Below are 15,192 nucleotides of genomic sequence, written 5' to 3'. Positions count from 1 at the left end.
CCGGCCCTCAGGGGGACGACGCCGCCCGAGGCAGCTCAGTGGTGGCCGTGACCGCTGGTGATCTCCCTGTACTCCTCGGCCGTCGGCTTGGGAATCTGCGCCTGCTCACCGTAGTAGCCCTTGGACATCCGGGCGCGCAGCTTCTCGCCCCGGCCGACCTTGCGCTGGACCCCGTTCTCGTCCGTCTCGGGGCCGATCTCGTACGGCTCGGGCTGCTCGTGCGAGGTGAGCGTGTGCAGCTGCTCCTGCGAGAGCTCCTCGTGCACCTCAATGAACTCGCCGTGCGGGAGGCGCTTGATGATGCCGGACTCGCGTCCGTGCAGCACCTTCTCCCTGTCGCGGCGCTGAAGGCCGAGACAGATCCGCCGCGTCACGATGAAGACCAGCACGGGCACCACGAAGAAGGCGATCCGCACGAACCAGGTGATCGCGTTGATCGACAGATCGAAGTGCGTGGCCACCAGGTCGTTGCCGCCGCCGATCAGCATGACGGTGTACCAGCTGATCCAGGCCGCGCCGAAACCCGTACGTGTCGGGGCGTTGCGAGGGCGCTGAGCGATGTGGTGCTCGCGTTTGTCGCCGGTCACCCACGACTCGATGAACGGATAGACCGCGATCGCCGCCAGCACCAGCGGGAAGACCGCGAAGGGGATGAACACACCCAGCACGAGGGTGTGGTCCCACAAGTGGATCTCCCAGCCGGGCATGACCCGGATCAGACCCTCCGAGAAGCCCATGTACCAGTCGGGCTGCGCGTTGGTGGAGACCTGGTCCGGGCGGTAGGGGCCCAGCAGCCAGATCGGGTTGATGGTGAAGGTCGCCGAGATGACGGAGATGACGCCGAAGACGAGGAAGAAGAAGCCTCCCGCCTTGGCCATGTAGACCGGCAGCAGCGGCATTCCGACCACGTTCTTGTTGCTGCGTCCGGGCCCCGCGAACTGCGTGTGCTTGTGGTAGAAGACCAGGATCAGGTGGGCCACCAGAAGGCCCAGCATGATGCCCGGCAGCAGCAGCACATGCACGGAGAAGAACCGCGCCACGAAGTCGTGCCCGGGGAACTCACCGCCGAAGATGAACATCGCCAGATACGTGCCCACGATCGGCACGGACAGGATCGCGCCCTCGATGAACCGGACGCCCGTGCCGGAGAGCAGGTCGTCCGGCAGGGAGTAGCCGGTGAAGCCGGTGAACATCCCCAGCACGAACAGCAGGAAGCCGAACAGCCAGTTGATCTCACGCGGCTTGCGGAACGCGCCGGTGAAGAAGACGCGCATCATGTGCACGAACATCGCGCCGAGGAAGATCAGCGCCGCCCAGTGGTGGATCTGCCGCATCAGCAGACCGCCGCGGACGTCGAAACTGATGTCCAGGGTGGAGGCGTACGCCTCCGACATCAGCACACCCTGCATCGGCACGTAACTGCCGTGGTACTCCACCTCGTTCATCGACGGGTGGAAGAACAGCGTCAGATAGACACCGGTGAGGATGATGATGATGAAGCTGTACAGCGCGATCTCACCCAGCATGAAGGACCAGTGGTCCGGGAAGATCTTGCGCATGTTGGCCTTGGCGAGGCTGTAGATGCCCAGCCTGCCGTCGGCCCAGTCGGCGACACGCTCACCGGCGGGTGCCTGACGCTTGGATGTGGTGCTCTCGCTTGCAGTGCTCATGCTCGACGCTCCCAGAAGGCCGGGCCCACGGCTTCTTCGAAGTCGCCCTGCGCTTCGAGGAATCCTTCGCTGTTGACGCTGATCTTCAGCTGCGGCAGGGCGTGACCCGCCGGCCCGAAGATCACGCGCGCACCGTCCGCCATGTCGAAGGTCGACTGGTGGCAGGGGCAGAGCACGTGGTGCGTCTGCTGTTCGTAGAGACTGACCGGACAGCCGACGTGCGTGCAGATCTTGGAGTAGGCGACGATCCCCTCGTGGGACCAGTCCAGCTCCCGCTTGTCCTTGATGTCGCTGGGCTCCAGCCGGACGAGCATCAGGGCCGCCTTGGCGATCTCCTTCTGGAAGTCCTCGTCGTGCTGGTCCAGCCCCTCGGGCATGGCGAAGGTCAGCGAGCCGACGCTGATGTCCTCGGGACGCAGCGGCTCCATCGTGTTCTCGTTGATGAGGAGCTTGCCCTTGGCCCACAGCGTGTGCTGCAGCTTGTCCTTGGGCAGCGGCCCCAGGTCACGCAGCAGCACGACACCGGAGAGCGGCACCAGGGCCAGCGCGCCGAACATGGTCCTGCGGATGAGCGGACGGCGGCCGAGCCCGGACTCCGCGGCACCCTGCCGGAAGTCCTCCATGACCTTCGAGCGCGTCTCCGTGTCGGCCGAGACCGCATGCCGCTCGTCGGTCAGTTCGTGGTCCGACATCAGGGTGCGCGCCCAGTGGACCGCGCCCGCGCCGATGCAGAAGAGGGCCACACCGAGCGTCGTCCCCAGTGCGAAGTTCAGCGCGCTGATGTTCCCGAGGGGCCAGATGCGGACGAACTTGTCGACGGGCAGCATCACGAAGCTGACGATGAAGCCCAGCGTGGCCAGCATGGAGACCGTGAAGAACATCGCGACCACACGCTCGGAGCGCTTGGCGGCCCGATCGTCGACGTCCTGGATGCGTGGCTCGTGCGGCGGCAGTCCGGGGTCGGCGAACGGGTCGTCCTTGGTGGCTACGGCACCGTGACCGTTCTCCTGCGCGCTCGGCAGTTTCTCGTCTGACACGTTCTCGTGTGATCCAGTCTCGCTCATGACTTCTTGGCCTTTGCGGTCCGAGCTGCGACCCAGACAGCGACGACGATGAGCGCGCCGAGCCCGAAGATCCAGGCGAACAGGCCCTCGACGACGGGACCCAGACCGCCCAGCTTGAAGCCTCCGGGCCGCTCGGTGTCCTTGCTGTTCACCGTCTTCAGGTAGGCGGCGATGTCCCTCTTGTCCTGCTCAGGCATCACCGTGTCGGGAAAGGTCGGCATGTTCTGGGGGCCGGTCTGCATGGCCTCGTAGACGTACTTCGGATCGACGTCGGTGAGGCCCGGGGCGTACTTGCCGTGCGTCAGCGCCCCGCCTTCACCGGTGAAGTTGTGGCACTGCGCGCAGTTCGTGCGGAAGAGCTCGCCTCCATTGGCGAGGTCCGCGCCGCTCGGGTCGTACTGGCTCTTGGTGGGCGTGCTCGGGCCCGAGCCCAGCGAGGCGACGTACGCCGAGAGCTGGTTGATCTCGTCCTGGCTGTAGACCTTCTTCTTCTTGGGCACCTGCGCGCCCGGCTGCTGCGCGGGCATCCGGCCGGTGCCGACCTGGAAGTCCACGGCGGCGGAGCCGACGCCCACCAGGCTCGGGCCGTCGCTGCTGCCCTGGCCACCGGTTCCGTGGCAGCTGGAACAGCCCACGTCGTAGAGCTTCTTGCCCTCCTCGATGGCGAGGGACTGGCTCGACGCCCGGTCGGCCTTCGCTTCACCGGCGGGAGCGAACGCGGCGTACAGCCCCCCGGTGGCCGCCAGCGCGAAGATGAGAACGACGAGCGCCGCCAGCGGATGGCGCCGTCGTGCGGAGAGCTTTTTCACGGATTACCCCGGTGTCAGGATCTTCTGCGTCGGTGCTTCTGGTTGTCTCTGGTCACTCTGTCCGGTGTGTGCCGGAGCGCCGCCCGGCCGGCTACTTGATCAGATAGATCGTGGCGAAGAGGCCGATCCAGACGACATCGACGAAGTGCCAGTAGTAGGACACGACGATGGCCGCAGTGGCCTGCTGATGGGTGAAGCGCTTGGCCGCGTACGTCCTGCCCAGCACGAGCAGGAACGCGATCAGCCCTCCCGTCACGTGGAGCCCGTGGAAGCCGGTGGTCATGTAGAACACCGACCCGTAGGGGTCCGAGGAGAGCGTGATGCCGTACCGCTCCACCAGCTCCGTGTACTCGAAGACCTGACCGCCGATGAAGACCGCGCCCATCACGAAGGTGACGATGAACCAGCCCCGCAGCCTCTTCACATCACCGCGCTCGGCGGCGAAGACGCCGAGCTGACAGGTGAGCGAGGAGAGCACCAGGATCGTGGTGTTCGTCGCCGAGAAGGGGATGTTGAGCGCCTCGGCGTGCTCCTTCCAGTAGTCCGCACCCGTCACGGACCGCAGAGTGAAGTACATCGCGAAGAGGGCCGCGAAGAACATCAGCTCGGAACTCAGCCAGATGATGGTTCCGACGCTGGTGAGGTTCGGCCGGTTGACCGACGGGTGCGCGTGCCCGGTTTCTACTGCTGTTGCTGTCGCCACGACCGACATTATGTCGGTCGCTCATCCGGCGCTTACTCCCGGGGTGCCGTTCGGTGTGTCCGCGGGGTGTCTCCAGCTCAAACAAGCCGCCGCAGGGCCACGGGCGCCGGTGTTGACGCGACCGGTGAAGGAGTAACATCCGCGCAGCGGCCCTCGTCGCGGACACGTCGCGAAGAGGGCCGGCAGGCCCCCGGGCCCGGCCCCCGCCGGCGCCCTGAGTGAACACGTGCGAGCCTTCAGCGGAGGAACGATGCAGCCGACCGCCACGGTGCTGGTCTACAGCGACAACGCCAACACCCGCGAGCAGATCCGGCTCGCCGCCGGCCGCCGGCCCGCCTCCGACGTGCCCGCCGTCGAGTACGTGGAGTGCGCGACTCTCCCCGCGGTCCTGAGCACACTGGAGAACCAGCACATCGACGTCTGCGTCCTCGACGGCGAGACCGCGCCCGCCGGCGGCATGGGCGTCTGCCGGCAGATCAAGGACGAGATCTTCGACTGCCCCCCGGTGCTGCTGCTCATCGGCCGCCCGCAGGACGCCTGGCTCGCCTCCTGGAGCCGCGCGGAGGCGGCCGTCTCGCACCCGGTCGACCCCGTCGCCTTCGCGGGCGCCCTGGCGGGGCTGCTCCGCGACAGCAACGGGGCCTCGGCTCAGGTCCAGCCTCTCTGATCGGTCCCCGGGCGTCCCCGTGGACCGTCCGAGGGGCCCGCCCCCGGTGGCTCAGACCTGGGGGCGGAGCCGGGCGGTCTCGGCGGAACCTCCGCCGCCGTCCTGGGCGCCGGGACGCAGGGCACTTCCCTCCTTCCATTTCTTCCAGGACAGGTTCCAGTCCCCGAACCCGTTGCCGAAGGGGGCCATGTCCTCCCCTTCGGAGTTCACGTGCGTGACCGGGACACCGGGGCGCACGTTGTCGAAGAACCACTTGGCGTTGCCGGTGCTCATGCCCGTACAGCCGTGGCTGGAGTTGGAGACGCCGTGCGAGCCGGAGGACCAGGGGGCGGCGTGCACGTACTCCCCGCTCCAGGTGAGCCGGGTGGCCCAGTGGACGCCCAGGTCGTAGGACTCCCCTCCCCCGATGCCGACGCTGCCGCTGCGCATCCGGACGTAGGACTCACGGCCCAGGATCACCTTGACGCCGTTGCGGGTCTCGAAGCCCGACTTGCCGGTGGTGATCGGGATGTCCTTGACGACCTTGCCGTTCTTGCGGACCTTCATTCCCAGGCCCGACGCGTCGGCGAGAGCCTCCACCCGGTCGCCCGTCTTCAGCTTCAGCGGCTTGGCGGTGTCTCCGTAGAGGCCGTCGCGCACCTTGAGGCCCTTCAGGCGTGACTCGACACCGATGGTGGCGTGGGCCGGCCAGTACTCCTTCGGGCGGTAGTGCAGCTCCTTGCTGTCCACCCAGTGCCAGGAGCCCTCGACCCTGGGGCTGGACCTGACGATCAGGGCACGCTCGACGAGCCGCCGCTCCTTGGCGCTCTTGACCTTGTGGCTCAGCTCGGCGGTGACGGGCTGAGCCACCCCGTACGTTCCGGCGTCCGGGCCGAAGGTGACGCCGAGACGCTTGGCGTGGGCGGGCTTGGTCTGGAAGTTCAGCGTCCGCCTCCCCTGTTCCCCGTCGCCGTTCTCCGTGCTGATGCGGACGGTGTAGCGCACGCCCGCCGCCAGGGGTGTGGTGCTCTGCCACTGGCTTCCGTCCTTGGAAAGCTTTCCGCTCAGGAAGCGGCCGGCGGTGTCGACGGCGGTGACGTCGGCTATTCGTCCCTCACCGGAGGTCGCCGTCACTTTCAGGGGGCGGGAGGAGTCGATGATGCTCCCCTCCTCGCCCGCGCTCACGGATATCTGGTTGCTCGCGTCGTACGGGGCTCCCGCCAGGGGGTTGCCGCCGCTGCCCGCACACGAGGTGAGTCCGACAGCGAGGGGCGCGAGTGTCAGGGCACAGCCGGCCGAGAACCGGCGCTTCGAATTCGAGGAGTGATTCATAGGCCCAAGGTAGGAAAGGGCACAATTCAGGGCCTGTTGGACGCATGCAAACGTGTCGGCCCCCGTGATTTTCCGGGGGCCGACACGATTGCGGTATGAAGTTGGGCGACTACGTTACGTCACTGGGTGCGGTTCTCGCCGTGGTAGTACTCGAAGACCCAGCCGAAGAGACCGACGAGGAGCAGCGGCGCGGAGACGAAGACCAGCCACCAGCCGAAGGCGACACCCAGGAAGGCGAAGGCGGAGCCCAGGCCCAGGGCGAGCGGCTGCCAGCTGTGCGGGCTGAAGAAGCCGAGCTCTCCGGCGTCGTCCGCGACGTCCGCTTCCTTGTTGTCCTGCGCACCGGCGTCCACGCGGCGGGCGGTGAAGGCCAGGTAGTAACCGATCATCACGGCCAGGCCGAAGGCCAGGAACAGGCCCGTCGTACCGACCGGCTCCTTGGACCACCAGCCGTAGATGATCGCAGCCGCCAGCAGGAAGACGGCCAGGCCGAGGAACATCTTGCCCTGGATCTTCACTTTGCGTCCTCCTTGCCGCCGACGAGCGTGCGGTCACCGGCGGCCTCGTGCTCCCCGAGCTGGTCGAGGGCCGCGATCTCGGGGTGGTGGAGGTCGAAGGCCGGCGACTCGGAGCGGATGCGCGGCAGCGACAGGAAGTTGTGCCGCGGAGGCGGGCAGCTCGTCGCCCATTCGAGCGACCGGCCGTAGCCCCAGGGGTCGTCGGTCTCGACCTTCTTGCCGTGCTTGGCCGTCTTCCAGACGTTGTAGAGGAACGGCAGGACCGACAGGCCCAGCAGGAAGGAGCTGATCGTGGAGATCGTGTTCAGGGCGGTGAATCCGTCCGCGGCCAGATAGTCGGCGTAGCGCCGCGGCATGCCCTCCGCACCCAGCCAGTGCTGGACGAGGAAGGTGCCGTGGAAGCCGATGAACAGCGTCCAGAAGGTGATCTTGCCCAGGGTCTCGTCGAGGATCTTCCCGGTGAACTTCGGCCACCAGAAGTGGAATCCCGCGAACATCGCGAAGACGACGGTGCCGAAGACGACGTAGTGGAAGTGCGCCACGACGAAGTAGGAGTCGGAGACGTGGAAGTCCATCGGCGGCGAGGCCAGGATGACGCCCGTCAGACCGCCGAAGAGGAAGGTGATCAGGAAGCCGATCGACCACAGCATCGGCGTCTCGAAGGACAGTGAGCCCTTCCACATCGTGCCGATCCAGTTGAAGAACTTCACGCCCGTCGGCACCGCGATCAGGAACGTCATGAAGGCGAAGAACGGCAGCAGCACGCCCCCCGTGACGTACATGTGGTGCGCCCAGACCGTCACCGACAGACCGGCGATCGCGATGGTGGCGCCGATGAGGCTGATGTAGCCGAACATCGGCTTGCGGCTGAAGACCGGGACGATCTCGGAGATGATGCCGAAGAACGGCAGCGCGATGATGTAGACCTCGGGATGCCCGAAGAACCAGAACAGGTGCTGCCACAGCAACGCCCCGCCGTTGGCGGAGTCGAAGATGTTCGCCCCGAACTTGCGGTCCGCCTCCAGCGCGAAGAGCGCGGCGGCCAGCACCGGGAAGGCCAGCAGCACCAGGACACCGGTGAGCAGCACGTTCCAGGTGAAGATCGGCATGCGGAACATCGTCATGCCGGGTGCGCGCATGCAGATGATCGTGGTGATGAAGTTGACGGAGCCGAGGATGGTGCCGAAACCGGAGAGCGCCAGACCCATGATCCACAGGTCGGCGCCGATGCCGGGCGAGCGGACGGCGTCCGAGAGCGGGGAGTAGGCGAACCAGCCGAAGTTCGCGGCGCCCTGCGGAGTGAGGAAGCCGCCGACCGCGATGGTCGAACCGAAGAGGTACAGCCAGTACGCCAGCATGTTCAGCCGCGGGAAGGCCACATCGGGTGAACCGATCTGCAGCGGCATGATCCAGTTGGCGAAGCCGGCGAAGAGCGGAGTGGCGAACATCAGCAGCATGATCGTGCCGTGCATGGTGAACGCCTGGTTGAACTGCTCGTTCGACATCACCTGCAGGCCCGGCCGGGCGAGTTCGGCGCGCATGAACAGCGCCATGACGCCGCCGATGCAGAAGAAGGCGAACGATGTGACGAAGTACAGCGTCCCGATCTTCTTGTGGTCCGTGGTGGTCATCCAGTCCACCACCACGGCACCGGGCGTCTTCTGTCGTACGGGCGGTGCTGCCTCGGCCTTCTCGGCGGCGGCACCCTTGGATTCGTTGAGGATGCTCACGGGTTATTCGTCTCCGCATTCTTGGCGCCGCCCGTGGTGGGGGTACCCGACGGGATGTAGCCGGTCTGGCCCTTCTCGGCCAGGTCCTCCAGGTGCTTCTGGTAACGCTCCGGGGAGACGACCTTGACGTTGAAGAGCATCCGCGAGTGGTCGACGCCGCAGAGTTCGGCGCACTTGCCCACGAAGGTGCCCTCCTTGCTGGGGGTCACCTCGAAGCGGTTGACATGGCCGGGGATGACGTCCTGCTTCATCAGGAACGGCACCACCCAGAAGGAGTGGATGACGTCGCGGGAGGTCAGGATGAACTGGACCTTCTCGCCCTTGGGCAGCCACAGCGTCGGGCCCGGGTTGCCGGTCTGGGGGTTCCGCTCGGCGGGCGTGCCCACCGAGTAGACACCCTCTGCACCCTTGGGGAAGCCCTTGGCCATCCGGTCCGGGATGGCGTCCAGTTCCTTGCTGCCGGTGTTGGAGGTGCGGGCGTTGCCGTCCACGTCCTCGATGTAGTTGAAGCCCCAGCTCCACTGGAAGCCGACGACGTTGACGACGTGGTCGGGCTTCTCGGACGTCGCGAGGAGCTTGGTCTCGTCGCGCGCGGTGAAGTAGAAGAGCACCGCCACGATGATGATGGGGACCACCGTGTACAGGGCCTCGATCGGCATGTTGTACCGGGTCTGCGGGGGGACCTCGACCTTGGTCCGGGAGCGCCGGTGGAAGACGACGCTCCACACGATCAGGCCCCAGACCAGTACGCCCACGGCGAGTGCTGCCGCCCAGGAGCCCTGCCACAGGGAGAGGATTCGCGGGGCCTCGTCCGTGACGGGGGTGGGCATGCCGAGGCGGGGGAAGTCCTTCGAGGTGCAACCGGTGGCGGTCACCAGGACCAGGCCCGCGGCGAGCGCCTGCTGCAGCTTCCGCCGCATCGGGCGCCGCGACATGGGGGTACCGCCCACGCCCTTGGGGCGGTGGGGGAGGTCGGAGCCGTTGGGACTCACGTAGCGCCTTCCCGAGAGTCTCGCCCGGCCGTCCGGGCTCGGCCGTCTTGCAGGTCGGGCGCGGGCCCTGGCGCGGGCAGGGGTTTGGATGTTTATGCGGGGCAAACCTTACTGGACCGTTCCTGAGCTCCTGCGGGGAGGGTCCCCAACGCGCCGCGCGACGCGGCACGGAGGCGCGGGACCGCCTGCGACGCAGTTCCCGGGCGCGGGGGAAGCGCCCCCGGCCCGCCCCGCCTGACGCCCCGTCGCGTGCCGGAGTCCTGCGATCCGTCCGGGTGCCGGTCCCGTCCGGGGTACCGGTCCGTCCGTGCGGAGCCGCGGCCGGACGGAGCGCGTTAGCGTTCCCGTGTGCCCTACTTCGACGCCGCGTCCTCCGTACCCCTGCACCCTGTCGCCCGGCAGGCACTGCTCGCCTCGCTGGACGAGGGGTGGGCGGACCCCGCCCGCCTGCACCGGGAGGGACGGCGGGCGCGGATGCTGCTGGACGCGGCGCGCGAGACCGCGGCGCAGGAGGTCGGATGCCGCCCGGACGAACTGGTTTTCACCCCATCGGGTACCGACGCGCTGCACACCGGCATCGCGGGCGCCCTCGCCGGCCGCCGCCGCGCGGGCCGGCGGCTGGCCGTCTCCGCCGTGGAGCACTCCGCCGTCCTGCACGCGGCGGCGGCGCACCAGGAGGCGGGCGGGGAGGTGGTACAGGTCCCGGCCGACCGTACGGGCCGTGTCCGCGCGGAGGCGTGGCGGTCGGCACTGACCGACGGGACCGCGCTGGCCTGTCTGCAGTCGGCCAATCACGAGGTGGGCACCGAGCAGCCGGTCGGCGAGGTGGCCGAGGTGTGTACGCGCGCCGGTGTCCCCCTGCTGGTGGATGCGGCGCAGTCCCTGGCGTGGGGCCGGGTGGCGGACGGCTGGTCGCTGCTGACGGGCAGCGCGCACAAGTGGGGCGGTCCGCCCGGGGTGGGGCTGCTGGCCGTGCGCAAGGGCGTGCGCTACTCCCCGCCTCCCCCGGCCGGCGAGCGCGAGCGGGGGCGTGCGCCGGGCTTCGAGAACATTCCCGCCGTCGTCGCCGCGGCCGCGTCGCTGCGAGCCGTACGGGCGGACGCGGAGGCCGTGGCCGCCCGGCTGAGCCCGCTGGTGGACCGGGTACGGGCCCGGGTGCCGGAACTGGTGCCGGACGTGGAGGTCGTCGGCGACCCCCTGCGGCGGCTGCCGAACGTGGTGACCTTCTCCTGCCTCTACGTGGACGGCGAAGCCCTGCTGCACGCACTGGACCGGGAGGGTTTCTCGGTCTCCTCGGGCTCGTCGTGCACGTCCAGCACGCTCACACCGAGTCATGTGCTGCGCGCGATGGGAGTGCTCTCCGAGGGCAACATCCGCCTCTCGCTGCCTCCGGGGCCGCCGGAGTCGGTGGAGGCGCTGGAGGCGGACGTCGAGCGTTTCCTGGCGGTGCTCCCGGAGGCGGTGCGCGGAGTACGCGAACAACTCGACGCCCCCGTCGCAGGGCGGGAGGAGCAGGAGGAGCGGCAGGCACCCTCGGCGGCAGAGGCGCAGGCCGTCGCCGGCGCCCCTCCGGCCGGGTCAGCCGCTGCGGCTCCCGCTTCCGGGCTCACGGTCGACGCGCTGGGCACGCTGTGCCCGCTGCCCGTGATCGAACTGGCCAAGGTGATCGGGGATGTACCGGTGGGCGGCGTGATCACGGTCCTGGCGGACGACGAGGCGGCACGCGTCGACATCCCCGCCTGGTGCGGGATGCGCGGCCAGGAGTACCTGGGCGCCGAGGGCACGTCGTTCCGCGTACGCAGACTGAACTGAAGCCTGAACGCCCCCTCGGAGCGGACGGCCCGGGACATACCGCACCGTACATACGGGCGGGGCGGCCCCCTCACAGGGCCGCCCCGTCACGCGGGAACCCGCTCAGCGCAGATGTGCGGAGACCTCTGCCGCGGCGTCCTCGCCGTAGCGCTTCGTGAAGCGGTCCATGAAGTGGGCGCGCTTCAGCTCGTACTCCTGGGTGCCGACCGTCTCGATGACGAGGGTGGCCAGCATGCAGCCGACCTGGGCGGCGCGCTCCAGTCCGACCCCCCAGGAGAGGCCGGAGAGGAAGCCGGCGCGGAAGGCGTCGCCGACGCCCGTGGGGTCGGCCTTGGCCTCCTCGTCCGGTACGCCGACGAGAATGGGCTCCTCGCCCTCCCGTTCGATACGGACGCCCTTGGCTCCCAGCGTGACGACACGGGTGCCGACCTTGCCGAGTATCTCCTTGTCCGACCAGCCGGTCTTCGTCTCGATGAGCTCCTTCTCGTACTCGTTCGCGAAGAGGTAGGTCGCGCCCTCCAGAAGGGTCTGGATGTCCGGACCGTCCATCCGCGCGATCTGCTGCGAGAAGTCGGCGGCGAAGGGAATGCTGCGCTTGCGGCACTCTTCCGTGTGCCGGGTCATGGCCTCCGGGTCGTCCGCGCTGATGCAGACGAGGTCGAGGCCGCCGACGCGCTGGGCGACGGTCTGCAGTTCGATCTGGCGGGCCTCACTCATGGCTCCGGTGTAGAACGAGCCGATCTGGTTGTGGGCCGAGTCGGTGGTGCACACGAAGCGGGCCGTGTGCCTGAGTTCGGAGATGTGGACCGATTCGGTGTCCACACCGTGGCGGTCGAGCCAGGCGCGGTACTCCTCGAAGTCCTCTCCCGCGGCGCCGACCAGGATCGGGTTCGCCCCGAGCTGGCCCATACCGAAGGCGATGTTGGCGCCGACCCCGCCCCGCCGGATGTCGAGAGTGTCGACGAGGAAGGAGAGCGAGACGGTGTGCAGCTGGTCGGCGACCAGCTGGTCGGCGAACCGACCGGGGAACGTCATCAGGTGGTCATTCGCGATGGAGCCGGTGACTGCGATACGCACGGCGAAAACTGCTCCTGTCGGAGGACGCTGTCGGATGGCAGCATCACGCTACCCGCTCGGCTCCCGTATCCGAACAGGACGTAATTACCAGATAGTAGGGCCTTCCGGGCAGCTCACCTGCTGCGTAGCGTCTTCAGCATGCGGAACATCACGCCACGCCCTGCCACAGAACCCGAGTCGATGGACCAGCTCCTCGGCGAGGCCGCCCGCATGGCTCCCCACTGGTCGGACCCGGGCATCCCCTCCCCCTCCCTCTCCGCCGCCCCGGCCGGAACTCCCCGGCTCCCGGCGGCACATGAGGCGCTGGGCGGGGTGCGCGTACCGGCTGCCGGCGCCCGCCTGACGGAGGGCATGTCCGAGTACGGCGACTGCTGACGCAAGGGGCGGGCGAGGCGTCACGGCGAAAAAAAACCGGCGGGAACCTTCCGGGCTCCGTCTCCGTCACATCTGCGTCCTCACATACAGGCCGGGACCTGAAGTGATGAGCGGAGCCGAAGGAGCAATGCCGTGAGCACCGAACCGTCTCCCACCCGGAGTGGGCAGACCCCCGAGAGCGATGAGCAGCCCGTGCGGGCCCGCGGGCGTCAGCTGTCCGCCGTCGTGGTGGCGGCTGCCGTACTGCTGGCCGGCGGTGGCGGCGCGTACTGGGCCTCGAACGCCGGGAGCGACTCCGCCCCGGCGGGCGGCACGTCGGACCCCCCGAAGCTCGCGCTGGACGGCCTCGCCGCGCAGCACAGCGGGGAGGACGGCGGGGACGGCAAACCCGGCGTCGCGCCGGGCGAACCGCACAACTCGCAGACCTACAAGGCGAACAAGAAGCTGCCGGAGGGCCCTGAGGCGGCCTCCGTCCACCGCACTCCCACCTCCGTCACCCGCGGGGCGGTCGCACGGCTCGCGGAAACACTCGGCGTCCCCGGCTCTCCGGAGAAGAAGGACGGCCGCTGGGTGGTGGGCGAGGAGGGCGCCTCCGACGCCCGCCCGCAGCTCACGGTGAACGACGGCCGCACGGCGGGCAACTGGACCTTCCAGCGCGGGGACCTCTCGGCCATGGCCTGCTCGAAGCCGCTGCCGACGGTCCCCGGCGGCGACGCCCCTGCCCAGTCCGGCCCGCCGGAGAAGGCCCCCGACTCATGTCCCGGCATGCCCGGTTCCGGCAAGGGCGATCCCGTCTCCGAGGAGGAGGCGAAGAGCGCCGTGGAGTCCGCGCTGAAGACGCTGGATCTCCGCGGCGCCGAGCTGGACGCCGGCACGACCACCGGGTCGATGCGCATGGTGAGCGCGACGCCCGAGGTCGACGGCATGCCCGCCAGGGACTGGAACAGCACCTTCACGGTGGACAAGGACGGCAAGGTCGTACGCGGACACGGCAGTCTGGGGAAGCTCCGCAAGGGCGACTCCTACCCGGTGATGACGGCCGGGCAGACGCTGAAGCACCTCAACAAGCAGGGTGCGGCGGGCACGTCCGGCGGATCGGGCACGGTGCGTGAGCCGGCGCCCGGCAAGGGCGCCCAGGAGCCTTCCGGCGAGTCCGGCGCGGTCGCGCCGAGTGAGCCGCTCAAGGTGACGGACGCCGAGTTCGGCCTGGTGACGCGCTACACGCTCGGAAAGCCCCTGCTCGTACCGTCGTGGATCTACGAGGTCGAACTGCAGGGCGGCGAGAACACGGCGAGCGTCGCGCACCCGGCGATCCAGCCGGAGTTCCTGAAGCCGGCCGGGCCCGCCGGAACGGGCGCCGACCCCGGAAAGGGCCAGGACGGCTCCGAACCGGGCTCCGGTTCCGGCCCGGACCCGGGCCAGGCGCAGAAGCCCGGTTCACCCGCGCCGATCCAGGCCGTCACGTCCTACAAGGCCGACGGACGCACCGTGGAGCTGACGTTCTGGGGCGGGGTCTGCGGTGGCTACAGGGCGAGCGCCGAGGAGTCGGGGAAGACGGTCGAGGTCACCGTCCGCCCCGAGAAGAGCGACTCGAAGAAGGTCTGCGTGAAGATGGCCGAGCAGCAGACGGTCGAGGTCGAGCTGGAGAAGGCTCTCGGTGACCGCGAGGTCGTGGACGGACGCGACGGAGAGGGTGTGCCGCGCGGAGGGTGACGGCGTCCCGCGCGGAGCGGTGACGACCGGGGACGGCCCGGGACAGCCGGCCGGGCGGACACGGCACAGGACACGGCACAGGACACGGCACAGGACACGGCCGGGGCGAGAGGCCCGCAGGAACGCAGAGGACGACGCAGTGGACGAGGGGGCCGAGGGGGGGCGGAACGACGAAGGCGGCGGACCCCTGGTGGGGGGAGTCCGCCGCCTTCGTCCTCTTCGGCCCGGCGCGCCGGCCGGTGCTCCGGCGGGCGCGGCTGCCTGTCAGTTGAAGGAGTCACCGCAGGCGCAGGAGCCCGAGGCGTTGGGGTTGTCGATCGTGAAGCCCTGCTTCTCGATGGTGTCGACGAAGTCGATGGAGGCTCCCCCGAGGTAGGGCGCACTCATCCGGTCGGTGACGACCTTCACGCCGTCGAAGTCCTTGACCACGTCGCCGTCGAGTGAGCGCTCGTCGAAGAAGAGCTGGTACCGCAGCCCCGAACAGCCACCGGGCTGGACGGCGACCCGCAGCGCCAAGTCGTCACGACCCTCCTGCTCGAGCAGGTTCTTGACCTTCACCGCGGCGGCGTCGGACAGGATGATGCCGTCGCTCACAGCGGTCTCGTCCGATACGGACATCTGCTTCTCTCCCGGGGTTGGTCGGACTGCTCTGCCGCCGGTGAGAACCGGCGGCGTCCCGGATTCATTCCAGGGCGGGCACGTTCAATTCTGCGTCGTTCTCGGTCCTCATGCTCGCACACAGCCGGAGCGG

14 protein-coding genes are annotated in these 15,192 nt (G+C 68.8%); 4 read left to right on the top strand and 10 right to left on the bottom strand.

The window, feature by feature from the left end:
* Positions 1–35: 35 nt before the first annotated feature.
* The 4 genes from qcrB to ctaE form a co-directional block, all read right to left on the bottom strand.
* Positions 36–1,670, bottom strand: a complete 1,635-nt coding sequence (gene qcrB, locus H343_RS0111100) for a cytochrome bc1 complex cytochrome b subunit (protein ID WP_028431195.1) — start codon at positions 1,668–1,670, stop codon at positions 36–38.
* Entirely contained in the window at positions 1,667–2,734 is a 1,068-nt protein-coding gene (qcrA, locus tag H343_RS0111095) for a cytochrome bc1 complex Rieske iron-sulfur subunit (RefSeq protein WP_037903426.1), read from the bottom strand. The genes qcrB and qcrA overlap by 4 nt, the downstream gene beginning before the upstream one ends.
* Positions 2,731–3,543, bottom strand: a complete 813-nt coding sequence (gene qcrC / locus H343_RS0111090; RefSeq protein WP_028431193.1) for a cytochrome bc1 complex diheme cytochrome c subunit — start codon at positions 3,541–3,543, stop codon at positions 2,731–2,733. Before qcrC ends, qcrA begins: the two co-directional genes overlap by 4 nt.
* 91 nt (positions 3,544–3,634) lie before the next feature.
* Complete coding sequence (gene ctaE, locus H343_RS0111085; RefSeq protein ID WP_028431192.1) at positions 3,635–4,255, bottom strand: aa3-type cytochrome oxidase subunit III; 621 nt, start codon at positions 4,253–4,255, stop codon at positions 3,635–3,637.
* A gap of 241 nt (positions 4,256–4,496) precedes the next feature.
* Between ctaE and H343_RS0111080 the strand changes: the two genes are divergently transcribed.
* Positions 4,497–4,913, top strand: coding sequence for a hypothetical protein (locus H343_RS0111080; protein WP_028431191.1), 417 nt, complete (start codon positions 4,497–4,499; stop codon positions 4,911–4,913).
* A 51-nt stretch (positions 4,914–4,964) separates the two neighbouring features.
* On the opposite strand, the gene H343_RS0111075 is transcribed toward H343_RS0111080, so the two are convergent.
* From H343_RS0111075 to ctaC, 4 genes are all read right to left on the bottom strand, one after another.
* The gene (locus tag H343_RS0111075) at positions 4,965–6,224 is read right to left on the bottom strand and encodes an Ig-like domain-containing protein (RefSeq protein WP_028431190.1); all 1,260 of its coding nucleotides are present in this window, start codon (positions 6,222–6,224) and stop codon (positions 4,965–4,967) included.
* Between the two features lie 119 nt (positions 6,225–6,343).
* Positions 6,344–6,742, bottom strand: a complete 399-nt coding sequence (locus H343_RS0111070; protein WP_028431189.1) for a cytochrome c oxidase subunit 4 — start codon at positions 6,740–6,742, stop codon at positions 6,344–6,346.
* A complete protein-coding gene (gene ctaD / locus H343_RS0111065) occupies positions 6,739–8,472 on the bottom strand; it encodes an aa3-type cytochrome oxidase subunit I (RefSeq protein WP_028431188.1) in 1,734 nt (577 codons plus the stop codon). Before ctaD ends, H343_RS0111070 begins: the two co-directional genes overlap by 4 nt.
* Positions 8,469–9,464, bottom strand: coding sequence for an aa3-type cytochrome oxidase subunit II (gene ctaC / locus H343_RS0111060; protein ID WP_486586862.1), 996 nt, complete (start codon positions 9,462–9,464; stop codon positions 8,469–8,471). Before ctaC ends, ctaD begins: the two co-directional genes overlap by 4 nt.
* Positions 9,465–9,812: 348 nt before the next feature.
* Here ctaC and H343_RS0111055 point away from each other — a divergent pair, with 348 nt between their 5' ends.
* The gene (locus H343_RS0111055) at positions 9,813–11,276 is read left to right on the top strand and encodes a cysteine desulfurase/sulfurtransferase TusA family protein (protein ID WP_028431186.1); all 1,464 of its coding nucleotides are present in this window, start codon (positions 9,813–9,815) and stop codon (positions 11,274–11,276) included.
* Between the two features lie 102 nt (positions 11,277–11,378).
* On the opposite strand, the gene H343_RS0111050 is transcribed toward H343_RS0111055, so the two are convergent.
* The gene (locus H343_RS0111050) at positions 11,379–12,353 is read right to left on the bottom strand and encodes a carbohydrate kinase family protein (protein ID WP_028431185.1); all 975 of its coding nucleotides are present in this window, start codon (positions 12,351–12,353) and stop codon (positions 11,379–11,381) included.
* 138 nt (positions 12,354–12,491) lie between these two features.
* Between H343_RS0111050 and H343_RS0111045 the strand changes: the two genes are divergently transcribed.
* Positions 12,492–12,728 (top strand): hypothetical protein, encoded by a 237-nt coding sequence (locus H343_RS0111045; protein WP_028431184.1) that lies wholly within the window; start codon positions 12,492–12,494, stop codon positions 12,726–12,728.
* Between the two features lie 132 nt (positions 12,729–12,860).
* Positions 12,861–14,441, top strand: a complete 1,581-nt coding sequence (locus H343_RS0111040; RefSeq protein WP_028431183.1) for a hypothetical protein — start codon at positions 12,861–12,863, stop codon at positions 14,439–14,441.
* Positions 14,442–14,705: 264 nt separating this feature from the next.
* Here H343_RS0111040 and H343_RS0111035 read toward each other — a convergent pair whose 3' ends face one another.
* Positions 14,706–15,059, bottom strand: coding sequence for an iron-sulfur cluster assembly accessory protein (locus tag H343_RS0111035; protein ID WP_028431182.1), 354 nt, complete (start codon positions 15,057–15,059; stop codon positions 14,706–14,708).
* Positions 15,060–15,192 lie beyond the last annotated feature (133 nt).

The sequence above is a fragment of the Streptomyces sp. TAA204 genome, assembly GCF_000424965.1.
The sequence above is the reverse complement of the archived record's forward strand: the minus strand, read 5'-3'. Positions and strand labels throughout refer to the sequence as shown.

What these genes read in the sequence shown, in the direction of transcription:
- H343_RS0111045 (WP_028431184.1), top strand. Translation starts at nt 12,492, where the DNA reads ATGCGGAACATCACGCCACGCCCTGCCACAGAACCCGAGTCGATGGAC.
- H343_RS0111035 (WP_028431182.1), bottom strand. Translation starts at nt 15,059, where the DNA reads ATGTCCGTATCGGACGAGACCGCTGTGAGCGACGGCATCATCCTGTCC.
- H343_RS0111075 (WP_028431190.1), bottom strand. Translation starts at nt 6,224, where the DNA reads ATGAATCACTCCTCGAATTCGAAGCGCCGGTTCTCGGCCGGCTGTGCC.
- ctaE (WP_028431192.1), bottom strand. Translation starts at nt 4,255, where the DNA reads ATGTCGGTCGTGGCGACAGCAACAGCAGTAGAAACCGGGCACGCGCAC.
- H343_RS0111080 (WP_028431191.1), top strand. Translation starts at nt 4,497, where the DNA reads ATGCAGCCGACCGCCACGGTGCTGGTCTACAGCGACAACGCCAACACC.
- qcrA (WP_037903426.1), bottom strand. Translation starts at nt 2,734, where the DNA reads ATGAGCGAGACTGGATCACACGAGAACGTGTCAGACGAGAAACTGCCG.
- qcrB (WP_028431195.1), bottom strand. Translation starts at nt 1,670, where the DNA reads ATGAGCACTGCAAGCGAGAGCACCACATCCAAGCGTCAGGCACCCGCC.